The 18060-nt window shown below is 70.8% G+C and carries 19 protein-coding genes; 10 read left to right on the forward strand and 9 right to left on the reverse strand.

Going from position 1 to position 18060, the window contains the following annotated elements:
- Positions 1-10: 10 nt before the first annotated feature.
- Together nadA and E4622_RS03725 are read right to left on the reverse strand one after the other, a co-directional pair.
- Positions 11-1204 carry a quinolinate synthase NadA gene (gene nadA, locus E4622_RS03720; protein WP_134738710.1) on the reverse strand — a complete coding sequence of 398 codons (1194 nt, stop codon included), beginning with the start codon at positions 1202-1204 and terminating at the stop codon, positions 11-13.
- A gap of 31 nt (positions 1205-1235) precedes the next feature.
- A complete protein-coding gene (locus E4622_RS03725; protein ID WP_134738711.1) occupies positions 1236-2117 on the reverse strand; it encodes a GNAT family N-acetyltransferase in 882 nt (293 codons plus the stop codon).
- Positions 2118-2150: 33 nt separating this feature from the next.
- Here E4622_RS03725 and E4622_RS03730 point away from each other — a divergent pair, with 33 nt between their 5' ends.
- The gene (locus E4622_RS03730) at positions 2151-3239 is read left to right on the forward strand and encodes a glycerate kinase (protein WP_134738712.1); all 1089 of its coding nucleotides are present in this window, start codon (positions 2151-2153) and stop codon (positions 3237-3239) included.
- A 78-nt stretch (positions 3240-3317) separates the two neighbouring features.
- Complete coding sequence (gene erpA, locus E4622_RS03735) at positions 3318-3680, forward strand: iron-sulfur cluster insertion protein ErpA (protein ID WP_134738713.1); 363 nt, start codon at positions 3318-3320, stop codon at positions 3678-3680.
- A 123-nt stretch (positions 3681-3803) separates the two neighbouring features.
- Here erpA and E4622_RS03740 read toward each other — a convergent pair whose 3' ends face one another.
- A complete protein-coding gene (locus E4622_RS03740; protein WP_134738714.1) occupies positions 3804-4034 on the reverse strand; it encodes a hypothetical protein in 231 nt (76 codons plus the stop codon).
- 63 nt (positions 4035-4097) lie between these two features.
- Here E4622_RS03740 and E4622_RS03745 point away from each other — a divergent pair, with 63 nt between their 5' ends.
- The gene (locus tag E4622_RS03745; RefSeq protein WP_134738715.1) at positions 4098-5078 is read left to right on the forward strand and encodes a carbohydrate kinase family protein; all 981 of its coding nucleotides are present in this window, start codon (positions 4098-4100) and stop codon (positions 5076-5078) included.
- Positions 5079-5098: 20 nt separating this feature from the next.
- Here E4622_RS03745 and E4622_RS03750 read toward each other — a convergent pair whose 3' ends face one another.
- Positions 5099-5332 (reverse strand): sulfurtransferase TusA family protein, encoded by a 234-nt coding sequence (locus tag E4622_RS03750; RefSeq protein WP_134738716.1) that lies wholly within the window; start codon positions 5330-5332, stop codon positions 5099-5101.
- Positions 5329-6459, reverse strand: a complete 1131-nt coding sequence (locus E4622_RS03755) for an aminotransferase class V-fold PLP-dependent enzyme (protein ID WP_134738717.1) — start codon at positions 6457-6459, stop codon at positions 5329-5331. The genes E4622_RS03750 and E4622_RS03755 overlap by 4 nt, the downstream gene beginning before the upstream one ends.
- A 93-nt stretch (positions 6460-6552) precedes the next feature.
- Between E4622_RS03755 and coxB the strand changes: the two genes are divergently transcribed.
- The 4 genes from coxB to E4622_RS03775 all read left to right on the forward strand — a co-directional run bounded on the left by coxB (position 6553) and on the right by E4622_RS03775 (position 10946).
- Positions 6553-7428: a cytochrome c oxidase subunit II gene (gene coxB, locus E4622_RS03760; RefSeq protein ID WP_134738718.1), complete on the forward strand. Its 876-nt coding sequence runs from the start codon at positions 6553-6555 to the stop codon at positions 7426-7428.
- A 71-nt stretch (positions 7429-7499) separates the two neighbouring features.
- A complete protein-coding gene (gene ctaD, locus E4622_RS03765) occupies positions 7500-9203 on the forward strand; it encodes a cytochrome c oxidase subunit I (RefSeq protein ID WP_245155917.1) in 1704 nt (567 codons plus the stop codon).
- Complete coding sequence (locus tag E4622_RS03770) at positions 9200-9616, forward strand: cytochrome c oxidase subunit 4 (protein WP_134738720.1); 417 nt, start codon at positions 9200-9202, stop codon at positions 9614-9616. The genes ctaD and E4622_RS03770 overlap by 4 nt, the downstream gene beginning before the upstream one ends.
- A 124-nt stretch (positions 9617-9740) precedes the next feature.
- Positions 9741-10946 (forward strand): Ig-like domain-containing protein, encoded by a 1206-nt coding sequence (locus E4622_RS03775; RefSeq protein ID WP_134738721.1) that lies wholly within the window; start codon positions 9741-9743, stop codon positions 10944-10946.
- A 299-nt stretch (positions 10947-11245) separates the two neighbouring features.
- Here the strand turns inward: E4622_RS03775 and E4622_RS03780 are convergent, their stop codons facing one another.
- Genes E4622_RS03780 through E4622_RS03795 form a run of 4 tightly spaced genes read right to left on the reverse strand, consistent with a single transcriptional unit; the run spans position 11246 to position 15546 of the window.
- Positions 11246-12997: a ubiquinol-cytochrome c reductase cytochrome b subunit gene (locus E4622_RS03780; protein WP_134738722.1), complete on the reverse strand. Its 1752-nt coding sequence runs from the start codon at positions 12995-12997 to the stop codon at positions 11246-11248.
- On the reverse strand, positions 12997-14043 hold the full coding sequence (locus E4622_RS03785; RefSeq protein ID WP_245155918.1) for a Rieske 2Fe-2S domain-containing protein: 1047 nt from the start codon (positions 14041-14043) through the stop codon (positions 12997-12999). The genes E4622_RS03780 and E4622_RS03785 overlap by 1 nt, the downstream gene beginning before the upstream one ends.
- Before the next feature lie 2 nt (positions 14044-14045).
- Positions 14046-14924, reverse strand: coding sequence for a c-type cytochrome (locus E4622_RS03790; protein ID WP_245155868.1), 879 nt, complete (start codon positions 14922-14924; stop codon positions 14046-14048).
- Positions 14925-14940: 16 nt separating this feature from the next.
- Complete coding sequence (locus E4622_RS03795) at positions 14941-15546, reverse strand: heme-copper oxidase subunit III (RefSeq protein WP_280633746.1); 606 nt, start codon at positions 15544-15546, stop codon at positions 14941-14943.
- A gap of 112 nt (positions 15547-15658) precedes the next feature.
- On the opposite strand from E4622_RS03795, the gene E4622_RS03800 reads away from it, so the two are divergent.
- The 3 genes from E4622_RS03800 to trpD are packed head-to-tail and all read left to right on the forward strand — an operon-like array spanning position 15659 to position 18058.
- Entirely contained in the window at positions 15659-16615 is a 957-nt protein-coding gene (locus E4622_RS03800) for a cytochrome c oxidase assembly protein (RefSeq protein ID WP_167735966.1), read from the forward strand.
- Positions 16616-16625: 10 nt separating this feature from the next.
- Entirely contained in the window at positions 16626-17039 is a 414-nt protein-coding gene (locus E4622_RS03805) for a hypothetical protein (protein ID WP_245155869.1), read from the forward strand.
- Positions 17036-18058 carry an anthranilate phosphoribosyltransferase gene (gene trpD / locus E4622_RS03810; RefSeq protein ID WP_245155870.1) on the forward strand — a complete coding sequence of 341 codons (1023 nt, stop codon included), beginning with the start codon at positions 17036-17038 and terminating at the stop codon, positions 18056-18058. The genes E4622_RS03805 and trpD overlap by 4 nt, the downstream gene beginning before the upstream one ends.
- Positions 18059-18060 lie beyond the last annotated feature (2 nt).

Consider the following 18060-nt stretch of genomic DNA (forward strand, 5'->3'; position numbering starts at 1 on the left):
CCGGCCCGGGTCAGTCCTTGTGCGACTTGCCCGGCAGGTCGAGCATCCGCTGCAGCGCGACCAGCGCGTCGCGCTCGGTGTCGTCGTCCACGTCGATCTGGTTGACCACGATGCCGTTGACGAGCGACTCCAGCGCCCACACGAGGTGGGGGAGGTCGATCCGGTTCATCGTGGAGCAGTAGCAGACGTTCTTCTCGAGGAAGACGATGTTCTTGTCGGGGTGGTCCTGCGCGAGCCGCTTGACCAGGTTGAGCTCGGTGCCGATGGCCCAGGTGGAGCCTGCGGGCGCCGCCTCGATGGTCTTGATGATGAACTCCGTCGACCCGACCAGGTCGGCCTTGAGCACGACCTCGTGGGTGCACTCCGGGTGCACCAGGACCTGGATGTCGGGGACCGTCGCGCGCAGGGTGTCGATGACCTCGGGGGAGAAGCGCCCGTGGACCGAGCAGTGGCCCTTCCACAGGATCATCGTGGCGTCGACCAGCTGCTGGCGGGTCAGGCCGCCGTGGGGCTTCTGCGGGTCCCACACGACGCAGTCGTCGAGCGTGAGCCCCATCTTGAGCACGGCGGTGTTGCGGCCGAGGTGCTGGTCGGGGAAGAAGAGCACCTTGCGGCCCGGGCCGCCGGCCTCCACGGGCTGCTTCTGGTCGAAGGCCCACTCCAGCGCCGTCTCGGCGTTGGAGGAGGTGCACACGATGCCGCCGTTGCGGCCGCAGAACGCCTTGATGTCGGCGCTGGAGTTCATGTACGTCACCGGGACGACCGCGTCCTGGACCCCGGCCTCGGCCAAGGCGTCCCAGGCGTCCTCGACCTGGGAGAGGACGGCCATGTCGGCCATCGAGCAGCCCGCCGACAGGTCCGGCAGGACCACACGCTGGTGGGGGCCGGTGAGGATGTCGGCCGACTCGGCCATGAAGTGCACGCCGCAGAAGACGATGTACTCCGCCTCCGGGCGGCCGGCCGCGTCGCGGGCCAGCTTGAACGAGTCGCCGGTGACGTCGGCGAACTGGATGACCTCGTCGCGCTGGTAGTGGTGGCCGAGCACGAACACCCGGTCGCCGAGGGTCTCCTTGGCGGCCCGGGCACGGGCGACGAGCGAGGGGTCGGAGGTCTCGGGCAGGTCGCCCGGGCACTCCACGCCGCGCTCGGAGGAGAGGTCGACCCCGCGGCCGAGCGGGAGCAGGGGCAGGTCGACGGTCGTCATGGCACCGATCCTAGTTCGGGGAGAGCCGTTGCTAGAGCAGGGCACCAGAGTGAACGTACGGCGACGGCGGGCTCATTCCCCGCAGCGCCAGGTAGCCCTCGGAGTGCAGCTCCAGGCGTGCGGCCATGCCCACGTCGACCGCCCACTCGTTGGCCGCCGTCACGTGGGAGATCGTCTGCCCCTCCGGCCCGTCCGCGACGGCCGCCCAGAGCAGCCGCGTGGCCGTGGCGCGGTTGGTCGCGGCCAGCAGCTGAAGGGTGCCCCGGTCGTCGAGGTAGGCGTAGCCCGAGCCCGTGGTCGAGTCCGAGACGATCGGCCGCCACAGCCGTTGCATCAGCGCGTGGTCCGGGCCATGGGCCGCGTCGCGCACCTGGCGGTCGACGGAGTCCATGAGGTCGGTGTCGGCGGCGGAGCCCTCGCGCACCTTCTCCACGACGGGGATCACGGAGCGGTCGACGGTGCCCGTGAGGAACATCTGCGGGTGCAGGGTGAAGCCGGCCAGGCGGTAGCGCCGCGCCGACCTGGGGTCGCTGCCCGCCGACAGCATCCCGCGCAGGCAGCCCCGCCCGTGGTGGAGCGCCGCCTCGAGCAGCTGGCGCCCGACGCCGCGCGACTGCACGTCCGGCCGCACGGCGTACGTCGCCAGGAACCACGTCTTGTCGCGCACGAACGAGGTCGCCATCCCGATCATGCCGCCGGCGTCGTCGGCGACCCAGCACCCGCCGGGGTCGGTCTCCAGGAAGTGCCGCGTGCGCACCGTCCAGGCCTCCTGGCGGGCCGGCGAGCGACGCTGCGGCTCCGGCCACGCGCGGCGCTGCATGCGTCGGTCGAGGTCGAGGAAGCTCTCCGCGCTGAGGCGCTCGGCGTCCGCCACGTCCTCGGGCCGCATCGGCCGGATCGTCACCTCGGTCACGGGCCGAGCCTAGGTGTCGGCCAGGATGGCCGCATGCGAGTCCTGGTGGCGCCCGACAAGTTCGCCGGCACGTTGACGGCGGTCGAGGCCGCGCGCGCGATCGCCACGGGCTGGGCGCGGCGCGCACCGGCCGACGAGCTGGACCTCGCCCCCATGTCGGACGGCGGACCAGGATTCGTCGACGTGCTCCACGCGACGTTGGGGGGCGACCTGCTGGCCGTGACGGTCTCCGGACCGTTCGGCGCTCCCACGCCCGCGACCGTCCTGGTGGTCGGCGACACCGCCTACGTCGAGACCGCCCAGGCCTGCGGCCTGCCGCTCGTGGTGGGTCAGGACCCCGAGCGAGCCTCGACGGTGGGGGTGGGCGAGCTCCTGCTGGCCGCCGCCGGCACCGGCGCCACGACGGTCGTGGTCGGGCTGGGCGGCAGCGGCACCAACGACGGGGGAGCGGGCCTGCTGGCGGCGCTCGGCGCCACCTCGGACGGGGTCCTCGACGCCGGACCCGCGGCGTTCGCCGCCCCCACCGAGGTCGACCTCGCCCCGGCGCGCGAGCGCGTGGCCGGGCTGACGCTGGTGGTCGCCACCGACGTGGACATCCCGCTGACGGGGCTCTTCGGCGCCACCAAGGCGTTCGGCGCGCAGCGCGGCATCGCCGAAGACCGGCTCGTGACCGTGGACGGCTGGCTGGAGGGCCTCGCCGCCGCCACCGACCGCCGTACCGCGCTGGAGAAGGGGGCCGGGGCCGGCGGCGGGCTCGGCTTCGCCCTGCTGTGCCTGGGGGCGACCCGCGAGCCGGGCATCGCGCTCGTGAGCGCGGCCGTCGGCCTCGCCGAGCGCGCCCGGGCCGCGGACCTGGTCGTGACCGGGGAGGGCGCCTTCGACTTCTCCAGCCGCTCCGGCAAGGTCCCCTACGGCGTGGCCGAGGTGGCCCAGGAGGCGCTGCGCCCCTGCGTGGCGCTGGCGGGGCAGGTGCTGGTGGGCTCGCGGGAGATGCGCGCACTCGGCGTGGAGTCGGCGTACTCGCTCGTGGACCTGGTGGGCGAGGAGCGCGCCTTCACCGACCCGGCCGGCTCCCTGGCGGCCCTGGCCGAGCGCGTCGCGCGCACCTGGTCACGTGGATGACGTCGCCATCCGGAATAACCGGAGGTGTGCGACCATTGGAAACGGTAAGAAACCCGCACACGGACTGGGAGTCACCACATGACCGAGCAGGTCGAGACCACCACAGAGCGCCGCACCGACCAGATCAACCTGAGCCCGGTCGCCGCCGCGAAGGTGCAGAGCCTTCTCGCGCAGGAGGGTCGTGACGACCTCCAGCTGCGCATCTCGGTGCAGCCGGGCGGCTGCAGCGGTCTGCGCTACCAGCTGTTCTTCGACGAGCGCAGCCTGGACGGCGACGTCGTCACCGACTTCGACAGCGTCAGCGTCGTGGTCGACCGCATGAGCGTCCCCTACCTCAACGGCGCGATGATCGACTTCGTCGACAGCATCGAGAAGCAGGGCTTCACGATCGACAACCCCAACGCCACGGGCTCGTGCGCGTGTGGAGACAGCTTCCACTGATCGCCGAGAAGCAACCGTTAGTCGAACCAAGCAACAGCCCCCCGCCGGTCACCGGCGGGGGGCTGTTCGGTCTCAACAGGCCTGAGGGAGAGGAGGGGTCGGCCTGTCGAGGGTCTGGGCGGGTCAGTCGAGGTGCAGGTGCAGCGCGTTGGCCAGCCGGGTCGCGGCCTCCGAGACCTGGATCTCGCGCTTGGGGACCTCGCGCGGGAAGTCGGCGAACAGGATGCTCGGCGCGGGGCGCGAGGCGGCCCGTGCGGCGCGCTCCAGCCGCGACTCCAGGCGCAGGTTGCGACCCGCGGCCTCGCAGTCGGCGCGCATCTGCTGCGGGCTGGTGAGCTCCTCGTACGGCGTCATGCTTCGACGCTATTGGCTACTCCCGCGTAGCCCCAGGCATACCCGTCGGTAGTGTTCCGTGTCATGTCCTCTGGCTCGCTCCTCATCGCCGGTTCCATCGCCTCCGACCACCTGATGACCTTCGCGGGGAGGTTCGAGGACTCGCTGGTCGTGGAGCAGCTCCACAACATCTCCGTGTCGTTCCTCGTCAACGACCTCGAGATCCGCCGCGGGGGAGTGGCGCCCAACATGTGCTTCGGGCTGGGGCGCCTCGGGCTGCGGCCCGTCCTGGTGGGTGCCGCCGGCGAGGACTTCGCCGACTACCGCTCCTGGCTGGAGCGCCACCACGTCGACTGCCACTCGGTGCACATCTCCACGACCAAGCACACCGCCCGCTTCGTGTGCACGACCGACTCGACGATGGCGCAGTTCGCGTCGTTCTACCCCGGCGCCATGAGCGAGGCCCGCCAGATCGAGCTGCAGCCGATCGTCCAGCGCGTCGGCCAGCCCGACTACGTCCTCATCGGCGCCGACGACCCCGAGGCCATGCGCCGCCACACCCACGAGTGCCGCCAGCGCGCCTACCCGTTCATCTCCGACTGCTCCCAGCAGCTCGCGTTCTCCGACGGCGAGCTGATCCGCGACCTCATCGACGGCGCCGCGATCCTCTTCTCCAACGAGTACGAGTCGCACATGATCGAGCAGAAGACCGGCTGGTCGCCCGAGGAGATCCTGTCCCGCGTCGGCACCCAGGTGGTCACCCTCGGCGCCCAGGGCGTGCGGATCACCCGCGCCGGGGAGCCCGTCATCGAGGTCGTGGCCGCCAAGGGCGTCGTGGCCGTGGAGCCCACCGGCGTCGGTGACGCCTTCCGCGCCGGGTTCCTGGCCGGGCTCAGCTGGGACCTGGGCCTCGAGGGGGCCGCGCAGGTCGGCTGCGTCCTGGCCGCCTACGTCGTGGAGACGGTGGGCACCCAGGAGTACACGTTCTCGCACGCGCAGTTCGTGGCCCGCGTGGAGGACTCCTACGGCGCCGAAGCGGCGGCCGCCGTGGCCGCGCACCTCTGAGCCGACCCTGGGGCAGGCCCCTAGGAGACCCGGCGCACCACGAAGCGTGGCGCGCCGTCGGCGGCCGAGTCCTGGCCGGCGTACTCCTGGCCGCGCATGCGGCACCACGCGGGTACGTCGTGCCGTGCGGCCGGGTCGTGGGCGACCACGGCGAGCAGCTCGCCCACGCCCACGTCGGCGAGGTGGCGGGCCAGCTCGATGATCGGCCGCGGACAGGGCAGGTCGCGGCAGTCGAGCTCCAGGGCCGGCGTCACAGGCCGACGTCCGCGCGGATCTCGGCCACCGCGTCGGGGAGCACCGCGAGGAACCGCTCGACCTCGTCGGCGGTGCTGCCGCGGGCGAGCGAGAGCCGCACGTTGCCGTGGGTGAGCGCGCCCATGGCGGCGAGGACGTGGCTGGGCTCCAGCGTCGAGGCGGTGCACGCCGACCCGCTCGCGACCCCGAAGCCGTGGCGGCCCAGCGCGTGGACGAGCGCCTCGCCGTCGACGTAGAGGAACGAGAAGGTCACCAGGTGGGGCAGCCGGTCGACGGGGTCGCCCACCACGTCGGTGTCGGGGATCGCGACGACCGCCGCCCGCACCCGGTCGACGAGCGCGGACTGTCGGGCGGCGGTCTCGGCGCGCTCGGCGACGACCGCCTGCAGCGCGGCCGCCGCGGCGAGTGCGGCCGGGACGTTCTCGAAGCCGGTCGAGCGGTCGTCGACCCGGTCGTCGCGGGGGAACGGGCTGGTCCAGCGCACGCCCTTGCGCACGAGCAGGACGCCGACGCCGGCCGGACCGCCCCACTTGTGGGCCGACGCGGCGGCCGCCGCCCAGCCGGTGGGCAGCTCCACGCGCCCCGCGGCGGCGCAGGCGTCGACGAAGAGCGGGACGCCCTCCAGCCGCTCGGCGACCTCGGCGACGGGCTGGAGGGTCCCCACCTCGTGGTTGGCGGCCTGCAGGGCCACCACGGCGACGCCGTCGGCCGCGGCGAGCAGCTCGTCGACCCGCACGCGGCCCCGCTCGTCGACCGGCGCCGAGACGGTCTCTCCCGGGGCCCACTCGGCGGCGTGGAGCACCGCCGAGTGCTCCACGGCGCTGTGCACGATCCGGTCCGAGACGCGCGCTCGAGCGCGGTGCAGCCCCAGCAGCCCGCGGTGCACGGCCTCGGTGCCCGAGGAGGTGAAGCTGACCTCGTCGGGGCGCACCCCCAGCCCGTCGGCCACCACGGCGCGCGCGTTGTCGAGCAGCAGCCGCGCGCTGCGGCCCGGGCGGTGCAGTCGCCGCGGGTCGGCGTAGCCCTGGTCGAGGGCGGCGAGCAGGGTGTCACGGGCCGCCGGGTGGAGGGGTTCCGAGGACGCCGAGTCGAGGTACCCGGCCGTGGGGTCCGCGGGATAGGTCACAGTCGGAGGCTACCGGCGACCCGGTCCGTCATCGGGGGGGTGATTCGGATAGTCTCTGGGGAGTTCGTGACCGTCTGAGAGGAAGGCTCGTTCGTGGGTCTGCAACTCCCCGAGCGCAAGGCAGGATCCGGCGTTCTCGGCCGCCGTCTGTCGCTCCTCGTCCTGCTGGGCCTCGGCCTGCTCGCCCTCTCCGGGTGCGGCTCCGACTCCGGCGAGTGGAAGCGCCTCGCCATGCCCGATCCGGGCACCGAGCAGGGCGAGTCCGTCCTGGCCCTGTGGCAGGGAGCGTGGATCGCCGCGCTCATCACCGGCGTGGTCGTCTGGGGCCTGATCTTCTACGCCTCCTGGCACTTCCGCCGGCGCAGCGACGACGAGATCCCGATCCAGACCCGCTACAACCTGCCGCTGGAGATCTTCTACACGATCTTCCCGGTCATCATGGTGATCGTCTTCTTCTCGCACACCGTGCGCGTGCAGAACGAGGTCCTCGACGACCGCGAGCCCGACAACACGATCACCGTGGTCGGACAGCAGTGGCAGTGGACGTTCAACCACCCCTTCGACGACGAGAACGTCTACGTCTCGGGCGATGGCAACACGATCCCCACGCTCTACCTCCCGGTCGACGAGACCACCCGCTTCAACCTGGTCACCCCCGACGTGATCCACGACTTCGGCGTGCCCGGCTTCCTGATGAAGATGGACGTCGTGCCCGGCCAGATGAACCACTACCAGGTGACCCCGAAGCGCACCGGCACCTACGCCGGCAAGTGCTTCGAGCTCTGCGGCACCTACCACTCGCGCATGCTGTTCGACGTCAAGGTCGTGACCCGCGCCGAGTACGACGACTACCTCCAGGGCCTCTCCGAAGACCCCGACCACGTGTCCGAGGAGCCCATCATCGGCGGCTCCTACGCCGACACCCCGGCCGGCCTGGAGTCCGACGAGTCCGAGAAGGGGGCCGAGTGACCACCACCGCGGCGCGACCGACCGACCTGAGCGCCGGGCGCAAGCCCCTGGGCCAGAAGCTGGTCACGATCATGACGACGACCGATCACAAGCTGATCGGCAAGATGTACCTGATCACGTCCTTCGCCTGGTTCATGGTCGGTGGCCTCATGGCCATGCTGATCCGCTCCGAGCTGGCCTACCCCGGTCAGCAGGTCGTCAACGAGGAGCTCTACAACCAGCTCTTCACGATGCACGGCACGATCATGCTGCTGCTGTTCGCGACGCCGCTGTTCTTCGGCTTCGCCAACGTGATCATGCCGATCCAGATCGGCTCGCCCGACGTGGCGTTCCCGCGGCTCAACATGTTCAGCTACTGGCTGTTCCTCTTCGGCGGCCTGATCGCCGCCTCCGGCTTCCTCACGCCCCAGGGCGCGGCCGACTTCGGCTGGTTCGCCTACACCCCGCTCTCCGACGCGATCCGCTCGCCCGGCGTCGGTGGTGACCTGTGGATCATGGGTCTGTGGCTGGCCGGTCTCGGCACGATCCTGGGTGCGGTCAACTTCATCACCACCATCATCTGCATGCGCGCGCCCGGCATGACGATGTTCCGGATGCCGCTGTTCGTGTGGAACACGCTGATCACCAGCCTGCTGGTCCTGATCGCGTTCCCCGTGCTCGCCGGCGCGCTGCTCTCGCTCGAGGCCGACCGCCAGCTCGGCGCCCACGTGTTCGACACCGCTCACGGCGGCGCGATCCTGTGGCAGCACCTGTTCTGGTTCTTCGGGCACCCGGAGGTCTACATCATCGCGCTGCCGTTCTTCGGCATCGTGACCGAGATCCTGCCGGTCTTCAGCCGCAAGCCGATCTTCGGCTACGTCGGCCTGGTCGGCGCCACGCTCGGCATCGCGATCCTGTCGGTCGCCGTGTGGGCCCACCACATGTTCGTGACGGGGTCGGTCAACCTCGCGTTCTTCTCCGGCATGACGTTCCTGATCGCGGTGCCCACGGGAGTGAAGTTCTTCAACTGGATCGGGACGATGTGGGGCGGGTCCATCTCGTTCGACACGCCCATGCTCTGGTCGATCGGCTTCCTGACGACGTTCCTCTTCGGTGGTCTGACCGGCATCATCCTGGCGTCGCCGCCGCTGGACTTCCACGTCTCCGACTCCTACTTCGTGGTCGCGCACTTCCACTACGTCGTGTTCGGCACGGTGGTGTTCGCGATGTTCGCGGGCTTCTACTTCTGGTGGCCCAAGATGACCGGCCGGATGCTCGACGAGCGCCTGGGCAAGGTCCACTTCTGGCTGCTGTTCGTGGGCTTCCACCTGACGTTCCTGGTCCAGCACTGGCTGGGCGTCGAGGGGATGCCGCGTCGCTACGCCGACTACCTGCCCGGCGACGGGTTCACCACCCTCAACCAGGTGTCCACGGTGGGTGCGTTCCTGCTGGGCGCCTCCACGCTGCCCTTCCTCTACAACGTCTACATCTCCCGGCGCGCGCCGCTGGTGGGTGTGGACGACCCGTGGGGCTGGGGTCGGTCGCTGGAGTGGGCGACGAGCTCGCCCCCGCCGCGCCACAACTTCGTGACGATCCCGCGGATCCGCTCGGAGTCCCCGGCCTTCGACCTGCACCACCCCGAGATCGCCGCCATCGAGCTCGACGAGAACTCCTCGGCCCGCGACGGCGACTTCGCCGACGCCCCGGACATGGAGGGCCGCGAGGAGCTCATCCAGGAGCGCCTGGACGGCGACGACCAGAGCCAGCGCCAGCGCCCGGAGGATGACGCCCGATGAAGTCCGAGACCTGGATCTTCGCCATCTGCACCGTCTTCCTGGTGCTCGTGACGCCGGCCTACTGGTTCGTCACCGAGGGCTCCGACAAGGGCGGTGACTGGACCGGCACGTCCGCGCTGACGATGACCGCGCTCCTGACGCTGATGGTCAGCCTCTACCTCGGCTTCCACGCCCGCAAGATGGACCCGCGCCCCGAGGACCGCAAGGACGCCGAGATCGCGGACGGCGCCGGCGAGCTGGGCTTCTTCCCGCCCTACAGCTGGTGGCCGCTCTGGTGCGCCCTCACGCTGGGCGTGATGGTGTCCGGGGTCGCCGCCGGTGCCTGGTGGATGGTCATCATCGGCGGGGTCCTGGGCGCGATCGCGCTGAGCGGCCTGGTCTTCGAGTACTACCGCGGCGAGCACGCCCACTGAGTCTCGGGCCGACCCGCGGCCCAGCACGACGATCCAGGATTCTAGGGATCGCCGCGTTATCCTGGGTCCGGTCGGCCGCTCGGTCGGCCGCGTCGCGTTCGGCAAGACCTCCGGGAGTTCCACCATGTCCAGCCGCCGCCTGGTCGGCGCCTCCGCGCTGCTCCTCGCCAGCCTCACCCTCGCCGCCTGCGATGCCGGGTCCGCGCTGACGGGTGGTCCTGACGACGAGCCCACGAGCTCCTCGAGCGGTGGTGCGACGGCGGCCCCGAAGCCCGCCGGCCGGGTCGCCACCAACGTCAAGCGTGGTGCGACGGTGGGCGTCGACAAGGTCGTCGAGGTCACCGCCAAGAACGCTCGCCTCACCTCGGTCACCCTCTCGTCGCCCTCCGGTGCCGTCGACGGCGCGATCGCCGCCGACGGCGCGCGTTGGACCGCCTCGGACCGGCTCGAGCCGGGGGAGACCTACACCGTCAAGGCGCTCGCCGAGGGCGCCGACGGCGCACCTGTCCGCCGTACCTCCCGCTTCGAGACGGCGCCCCTGTCGCTGCAGCAGCAGACCTACCCGTCGGTGGCGCCCCTGGGCGGGGAGACCGTCGGTGTCGGCATGCCCGTGGTCGTCTCCTTCGACGTGGCGGTGACCGACCGGGCGGAGTTCGAGCGGCACATGAAGGTGACCTCGCAGCCCGCCCAGCGCGGCACCTGGCACTGGCTGAGCGCCACCGAGGCGCACTGGCGCCCGGCGAGGTACTGGCAGCCCGGCACCAAGGTGTCGGTCGACGTCGACGTCAACGGCGTCGCGGCCGGCAACGGGATCTTCGGCCAGGAGGACCGCGTGGTCGACTTCGAGGTCGGCGACGCCCACGTCTACAAGGTCAACGCCCAGACCCACCAGATGAAGGTGTTCTCCAACGGCAAGCTGCTCCGCACGCTGCCGATCACCACCGGCAAGCCGGGCTTCACCACCCGCTCGGGCACCAAGGTGATCATGGAGAAGTTCGACCGCAAGCGGATGAACTCCGAGACCGTCGGCATCGCCGCCGGCAGCGCCGACGCCTACGACATCGACGATGTCCAGTGGGCCATGCGGGTGACCTACTCCGGCGAGTTCATCCACGCCGCCCCCTGGTCCACCGGGTCGCAGGGCCACGCCAACGTCTCCCACGGCTGCACCGGCATGAGCACCGCCGACGCCGGCTGGCTCTACGACATGTCCCGTCGCGGCGACGTCGTCGAGTACACCGGCACCGACCGCCCCATGACCCTCGACAACGGCTACGGCGACTGGAACGCCTCCTTCAAGGACTACGCCCAGGGCTCCGCCCTCCGCTGACGTCCTGTCGGTGGTCGAGCAGCGGGCGTCAGCGAGCGCACGTCGAGACCCCCACACCTCTGGTCGCCTCCTCGGGGCTGAGGTGAGCCCGCCCGCTACAAGCGCGGGCTCCGCCTGTCGGGCACCCACGTCGGCAGTCCGATCCCACGACAAGGTCGGCCACGCTCGACGGGCCCGAGGAGACAGCCACTGGTGCGGGGGTCTCGACGTGCGCTCGACCGCAGACGCGGGGGAGTGGGCCCTCAAATGACGCTGACCCGCCCGAACGTCTCGGGCGGGTCAGCGGTGGAGCGGGTCTATCAGTGGTCGCCGCGCAGGTCCTCGCCGTCGACCGCGTGGTGGCCGTTGAACTGGTGGCCGTCGGCGGGCTGACCCTCCAGCGAGGCCTGGAGCTCGTGCTCGTGGTCCGCGTGGTGGTGGGCGGCCTCGAGCTCCTCCTTGGTCACGGGCTGCACGTTGTCGGCGTACATCAGCGTCGAGAGCTTGCCCCGCAGGCCGTCGAGGCGCCCACGCTTGGCCGGCACGCCGTTGGCGTCGGTCCTGTCGCCAGGGGTCCAGACCTCCTCGCGCTCGCGCGCGGTGAGGGTGTAGGCCTCGGCCTCGTTGACCGGCAGGTGCCGCTCGGAGTAGCCACCCTCGGCCGAGCGCATGATGATGCCCGTCTCGTAGCCGTGGAGCAGCTTCTGCTCGTCGTGACGCTGCAGCGAGATGCACCAGCGCCGGGTGATCAGGAAGGCGATCACCGGTCCGACGAAGATCGCCGCTCGGATGAAGTAGGTGATCTGGTTGATGCTCAGGTGCAGCTTGATCGCGATGATGTCGTTGCCGCCGGCGATCCAGGCCAGCCCGTAGAACGTCATCAGCGCGACCATGACCGCCGTGCGGGTCGGGGCGTTGCGGGGACGCTGGAGCAGGTGGTGGTCCCGCTTGTCGCCGGTGACCCACGACTCGATGAAGGGCAGCATCAGCAGGATCGTGAACATCAGCCCGGGCATCACGATGATCGGGATGAAGACGTTCCAGGACAGGGTGACGCCCCAGAAGTGGGACTCCCACCCGGGCATGATCCGCAGCAGGCCGTCCGGCCAGCCCATGTACCAGTCGGGCTGCGAGCCCGCCGTCACCTTCGTGGGGTCGTAGGGCCCGAACTTCCACACCGGGTTGATCGACAGCAGACCACCCATGAGGGCGCTGACGCCGAAGACGATGAAGAAGAAGCCGCCGGCCTTGGCCGCGTAGACCGGGAGCATCGGGAAGCCGACGACGTTCTCCTCGGTGCGTCCGGGGCCGGGCCACTGGGTGTGCTTGTGGTAGACGAGCAGCAGCATGTGGGCGGCGATCAGGGCCAGCAGGATGCCGGGGATCAGCAGCACGTGCACGGTGTAGAGGCGCGGGATGATCGCCTCACCCGGGAACTCGCCGCCGAACAGGAAGAACGACATGTACGTGCCGACGACCGGCATCGACTTCATGAACCCGTCGGCGGCACGGATGCCGGTGCCGGAGAGCAGGTCGTCGGGCAGGGAGTAGCCGGTGAAGCCCTCGAGCGTGCCGAGCAGCAGCAGGAGGCTGCCGATCACCCAGTTGAGCTCACGCGGCTTGCGGAACGCGCCGGTGAAGTAGACGCGCAGCAGGTGGATCATCATCGAGGCGATGAACAGCATCGCCGCCCAGTGGTGCATCTGCCGCATGAGCAGGCCGCCACGGACGTCGAAGGACAGCCTCAGGGTCGAGGCCATGGCCTCGGACATCTCCACCCCGCGCAGCGGGTTGTAGGAGCCCTGGTACTCGACCTCGCCCATGCTCGGCGTGTACCAGAGCGTGAGGAACACCCCGCTCAGCAGCAGGACGACGAAGCTCCACAGCGCGATCTCGCCGAGCATGAACGACCAGTGGTCGGGGAAGACCTTGCGCAGGTTCTTCTTCATCAGGGTGCCGAGCCCCAGGCGCTCGTCGGCCCAGTTGGCGACGACGCCCGCCTTGCCCGGCTTCTTCGGCGTGGCGGCGGTCCCGGCGTTGGTATCGGCGACCTTGCTCGTATCGACGCTCATCAGCCACGCTCCCAGAAGCTTGGTCCCACGGGTTCGGTGAAGTCGCTCTGAGCGACGAGGAAGCCTTCCTCATCGACCATCAGCGGCAGCTGGGGAAGGGAGCGTGCCGCAGGACCGAACACGACCTTCCCCGAGTCGGCCAGGTCGAACGTGGACTGGTGGCACGGGCACAGCAGGTGGTGCGTCTTGCGCTCGTTGAGCGAGATCGGGCAGCCGACGTGCGTGCAGATCTTGGAGTAGCAGACGATCCCGTCGACCGACCAGTTCTCGCGGCCCTTGGCGGGCGTGATGTCCGAGGGGTCCATGCGCAGCAGGATCACGGCGGCCTTGGACTTGGCCACCTGGAGCTCCACGCCCTCCAGAACGTGCTCGCCCTCCTCGTCGACCGCGAACACGATCTCCGGCTCGGCGTTGACCAGGTCGCCGATCTCGAGGTCGGCCTTGTTGATCGGCGTGCCGACGACGTCGCGCACGACGCGCATGCCCTTCTCCCACACCGTGTGGTAGAGCTTGTCGCCCGGCAACGGGCCGAGGTCGCGCAGCATGACGATGGCGGGCAGGCCGAGCAGGCCGACCGCACCCAGGAGGGAGTTGCGGACCAGCGGACGCCGGCCGATGCCCGACTCCTCGGCACCCAGGGCGAGCGCCTCGAGGGTCGCGGCGCGGTCCTCGTCGGAGGAGCGCGCCGGGTGGCGCATCTCGGAGATCTCGTGGTCGCCCATGAGCTTGCGCGCCCACTGGATGATGCCGATGCCGATGAACAGCAGGGCGCCGCCGAGCGTTGAGCCCAGCGCGACCGTGGAGGCGCCGAAGCCGGCGAACGTCGTGTGGTTGTCGCCGACGTCGAGGACGAAGTAGGAGACCAGGAAGAGCAGCACGCACACCGAGGAGAGCCCGAAGAGCGTGGCGACCTGGCGCTCGGCGCGCTTGGCGAGCCGCTCGTCGACGTCCGTGGGACGCCAGGTGTGCTCCGGCAGACCCGGGTCGGGGATCGCCGGGACGTTGTCGGAGCGCTCCGCGCGGGTCACGTCCTGGTCGTGGTCGATGCTCACGCGTCGGCTCCCTTCGAGGGCTGCTTGGTCGAGCGGGTGGTGTGGGCCGCGATCCAGACCGCGAAGCCGACCAGGCCCCCGATGCCCACCAGCCAGGCGAACATGCCCTCGCTCACGGGGCCGAGCCCGCCGAGGCCGAAGCCGCCGTACTCGGGCTGCTCGCGCAGCTGGGAGACGTAGGCGATGACGTCGCGCTTCTCCTCCGGCGACAGGTTGCCGTTGGAGAAGGTGTCCATGTTGCCGGGGCCGGTCAGCATGGCCTCGTAGATGTGCTCGGGGGTCGTGCCCAGGATGTTGGGCGCCGCGCCGCCGCGGGGCATCGCGCCGCCGTTGCCGCTGAAGTTGTGGCAGGCGGTGCAGTTGGTCAGGAAGATCTGGCTGCCGCGGGTGACGGCCTCCTCGCGCTCGGCGGCGCTGAGGCCCTCGAGGCTGTAGTCCTTCTCGTCGGGGACCGCGGGGCCGGGGCCCAGCGAGGCGACGTACGCCGACAGCGCCTCGATCTCGTCGTCGTCGAAGACCACCGGCTTGACCGCGACCTGCTGGCCGGGACGCGTCAGCGGCATCCGGCCGGTGCCGAGCTGGAAGTCGGCCGAGGCCGCGCCCACGCCCGCGAGCGACGGGCCGTACTGCGTGCCACCCTCGGTGAGCACGCCCTCGCCGTTCTTGCCGTGGCAGAACGAGCAGCTCACGAGGAACAGCTCGCGGCCCTCGGCCACGAGCGCGGCGTCGGACTCCGAGGAGTCGGCCTGCGCCGGGGCGAAGACGGTGTAGAGACCGCCGGTCAGCACGAGGCCGACCATCAGCATCACCACACCGGCGAGGCGGCCGCGGCGGTGCCGGGAGATGCGTCCGGCGGTTCGGTTCAGGAGGCGCACGATGAGTCCTTGCGAGTCACTGGATGAGGTAGATCGTGGCGAACAGCCCGATCCACACGACGTCGACGAAGTGCCAGTAGTAGGAGACGACGATCGCGCTGACCGCCTGCTCGTGGGTGAACTTGCGCGCGAGGTAGGTGCGCCCGAGAACGAAGAGGAACGCGATCAGCCCGCCGGTCACGTGGATCCCGTGGAACCCGGTCGTGAGGTAGAACATCGTGCCGTAGGCCGAGTCGGGGATCGTGATCCCCTCCTGGATGAGCGTGGCGTACTCGATGGCCTGCCCGGCGATGAAGATCGACCCCATCAGGTAGGTCAGGATGAACCACTCGCGCAGGCCCCAGCCCTTGATGTTGAGCACCGATCCCGCGCGGCCGACCTGGCCGCGCTCGGCGGCGAAGACGCCGAGCTGGCAGGTGAGCGAGGAGAGCACCAGGATCGTGGTGTTGACCGCCGCGAACGGCACGTCGAGGAACGCGGTGTTCTGCGACCACAGGTCGGTGCTGACCGCCCGGATCGTGAAGTACGAGGCGAAGAGGGCAGCGAAGAACATCAGCTCGCTGGAGAGCCAGATGATCGTCCCCACCGCGACCATGCTGGGACGGTCGTGATGCCCGTGCAGTCGGGATGCCGGAATCGAAGCTGAAGCAGTCGTCGCCACGTGCTCATTATGTCCGGCGCATGGTCGGAGGGCGACCCGACCCCCTCACTAGGAGGGTCATAAAGTTCACACTGTGCCCGGACCACCCCTGCTCGCCGCTCTGGCGGCCACCGAGAGCCTCCCGCGACCGTCGGTCGGGGCGTTCTTCACGCAGTGGTCCCTGGCCCCGCTGCCGCTCGTCCTGACCGTCTGGGCGGTCGGTCTCTACGTCCTCGGGCTGCGCGAGCTCCGGCGTCGCGGGGACCGCTGGCCGGTGGGTCGCACGATCGCGTTCGGGGTCGGCATCGGGGCCTTCTACGTCGCCACCTCGTCCGGCCTGGCGGCGTACGACACGACCTTGGTGAGCCTGCACATGGTCCAGCACATGGTGCTGTCGATGGTGGTGCCGCTGGCGCTCGCGCTCTCCGCGCCCGTGACGCTGGCGCTGCGCACCCTGCCCCGCGCGCCGCGGCGCTGGCTGCTCGCCGTGCTGCACTCGCGGGTGGCGAAGGTGGTCTCGTTCCCGCCGCTGGCGTTCGCCCTGTACGTCGTGTCGCCGTGGGCGCTGTACTTCTCGGGCTGGTACGACGCCTCGCTGCACTCGGTCTTCGTGCACGAGATGATGCACGTCCACCTCGTGGCCGTCGGCAGCCTCTTCTTCTGGCCGCTCGTGGGCGTGGACCCGCTGCCGGGTCGGGTGGGCTACCCGTTCCGGGTGCTGCTCACGATGATGACGCTGCCCTTCCACGCCTTCCTCGGCGTCACGATCATGGGCCAGGAGACGCTCCTGGGCGGGGACTGGTACCCCTCGCTCTCCGACGGGCCGATGGGCGCGTGGCTGCCCGACCCCTACGACGACCAGCACCTCGCCGGCGGGATCCTCTGGGGCGCCGGCGACCTCGTGGGGCTCTCGTTCTTCGCCGTGCTGTTCGCGCAGTGGGTGCGCTCGTCCTTCTCCGAGGCCCGTCGCGAGGACCGCCGCCTCGACCTGGAGGAGGCCCGCGAGCGCGCGGCCGCGCCTGGCGCGTCCGGGGCCGACGCCGAGCGGTAGCATCTGGCCCGTGAGCGACTCGACGAACCGCAAGCTCAAGGTCCTGGTCTACAGCGACGACGTCACCACGCGCGAGCAGGTGATCCTCGCCCTGGGGCGACGGCCGCACCCCGACCTGCCCGAGCTGACCTACGTCGAGGTGGCCACCGAGCCGGTCGTCATCCAGCACATGGACTCCGGCACCATCGACCTGGTCATCCTCGACGGCGAGGCCGTGCCCGCCGGCGGCATGGGCATCGCCAAGCAGCTCAAGGACGAGATCTACCAGTGCCCGCCGGTGCTCGTGCTCATCGGCCGCCCCCAGGACGCCTGGCTGGCGACGTGGTCGCGCGCCGAGGCGGCCGTGTCGCACCCGATCGACCCCATCCAGCTCGCCGAGTCCGTGGTCGCGCTGCTGCGGGCACGGGTCCCCGCCCAGGCGTGACCTGGCCCGACGTCCTCAGCGCCCTCGTCGCACGCTCCGACCTCACCTCGGAGCAGGCCACCTGGGCCATGGGCGAGATCCTGTCCGGCGAGGCCACCGCGGCCCAGATCGCGGGCTTCGCGGTGGCGCTGCGCGCCAAGGGCGAGACGATCGAGGAGGTGACCGGCCTGGTCGAGGCGATGTACGCCCGCCGCACGCCGATCTCGGTCCCGGGGCGGCTGCTCGACGTCGTCGGCACCGGCGGTGACCGCTCGATGTCGGTCAACATCTCCACGATGGCGGCCATCGTGGCCGCCGGCGCGGGCGCCAAGGTCGTCAAGCACGGCAGCCGGTCGGCCTCCTCCCAGTCCGGCAGCGCCGACGTCCTCGAGGCGCTCGGCATCCGGCTCGACCTGCCCGCCGACCGGGTCGCCCGCGTGGCCGAGGAGGCCGGCATCACGTTCTGCTTCGCGGCCGCCTTCAACCCCGCCATGCGGCACACCGCCGTGCCCCGACGCGAGCTGGGGATCGGCACCACCTTCAACATCCTCGGGCCGCTCGCCAACCCCGCCCGGCCCCACGCGCAGGCGATCGGCTGCGCCGACGCCCGCATGGCGCCGGTGATGGCCGGGGTCTTCGCCCGCCGCGGCGCCGACGCCTGGGTCGTGCGCGGCGACGACGGCCTCGACGAGCTCACCACCACCACGACCTCCTCGGTGTGGCACGTCCACGCGGGCGTGGTGACGACCGCGAGCGTCGACCCTGCCGCTCTCGGCCTCGCGCCGGCGACCACCGAGGACCTGCGCGGTGGCGACGCGGCCCACAACGCCGACGTCGTACGGCGCATGCTCGCGGCCGAGCCCGGGCCGGTGCGCGACGCGGTCGTGCTCAACGCGGGGGCGGCCCTGGCGGTCTACGACCACCCGGGTGCCTCGGTCGAGGACGCCTTGCCGGCCGGCATCGAGCGGGCCGCGCAGGCCATCGACTCCGGAGCGGCCCAGGCCACGCTGGACCGCTGGGTCGCGGCCACCGGCGACTGAGC

Origin of the sequence: Nocardioides sp. 503, from assembly GCF_004522095.1 — a bacterium.
In the GTDB taxonomy this organism is placed as follows: Bacteria; Actinomycetota; Actinomycetes; order Propionibacteriales; family Nocardioidaceae; genus Nocardioides.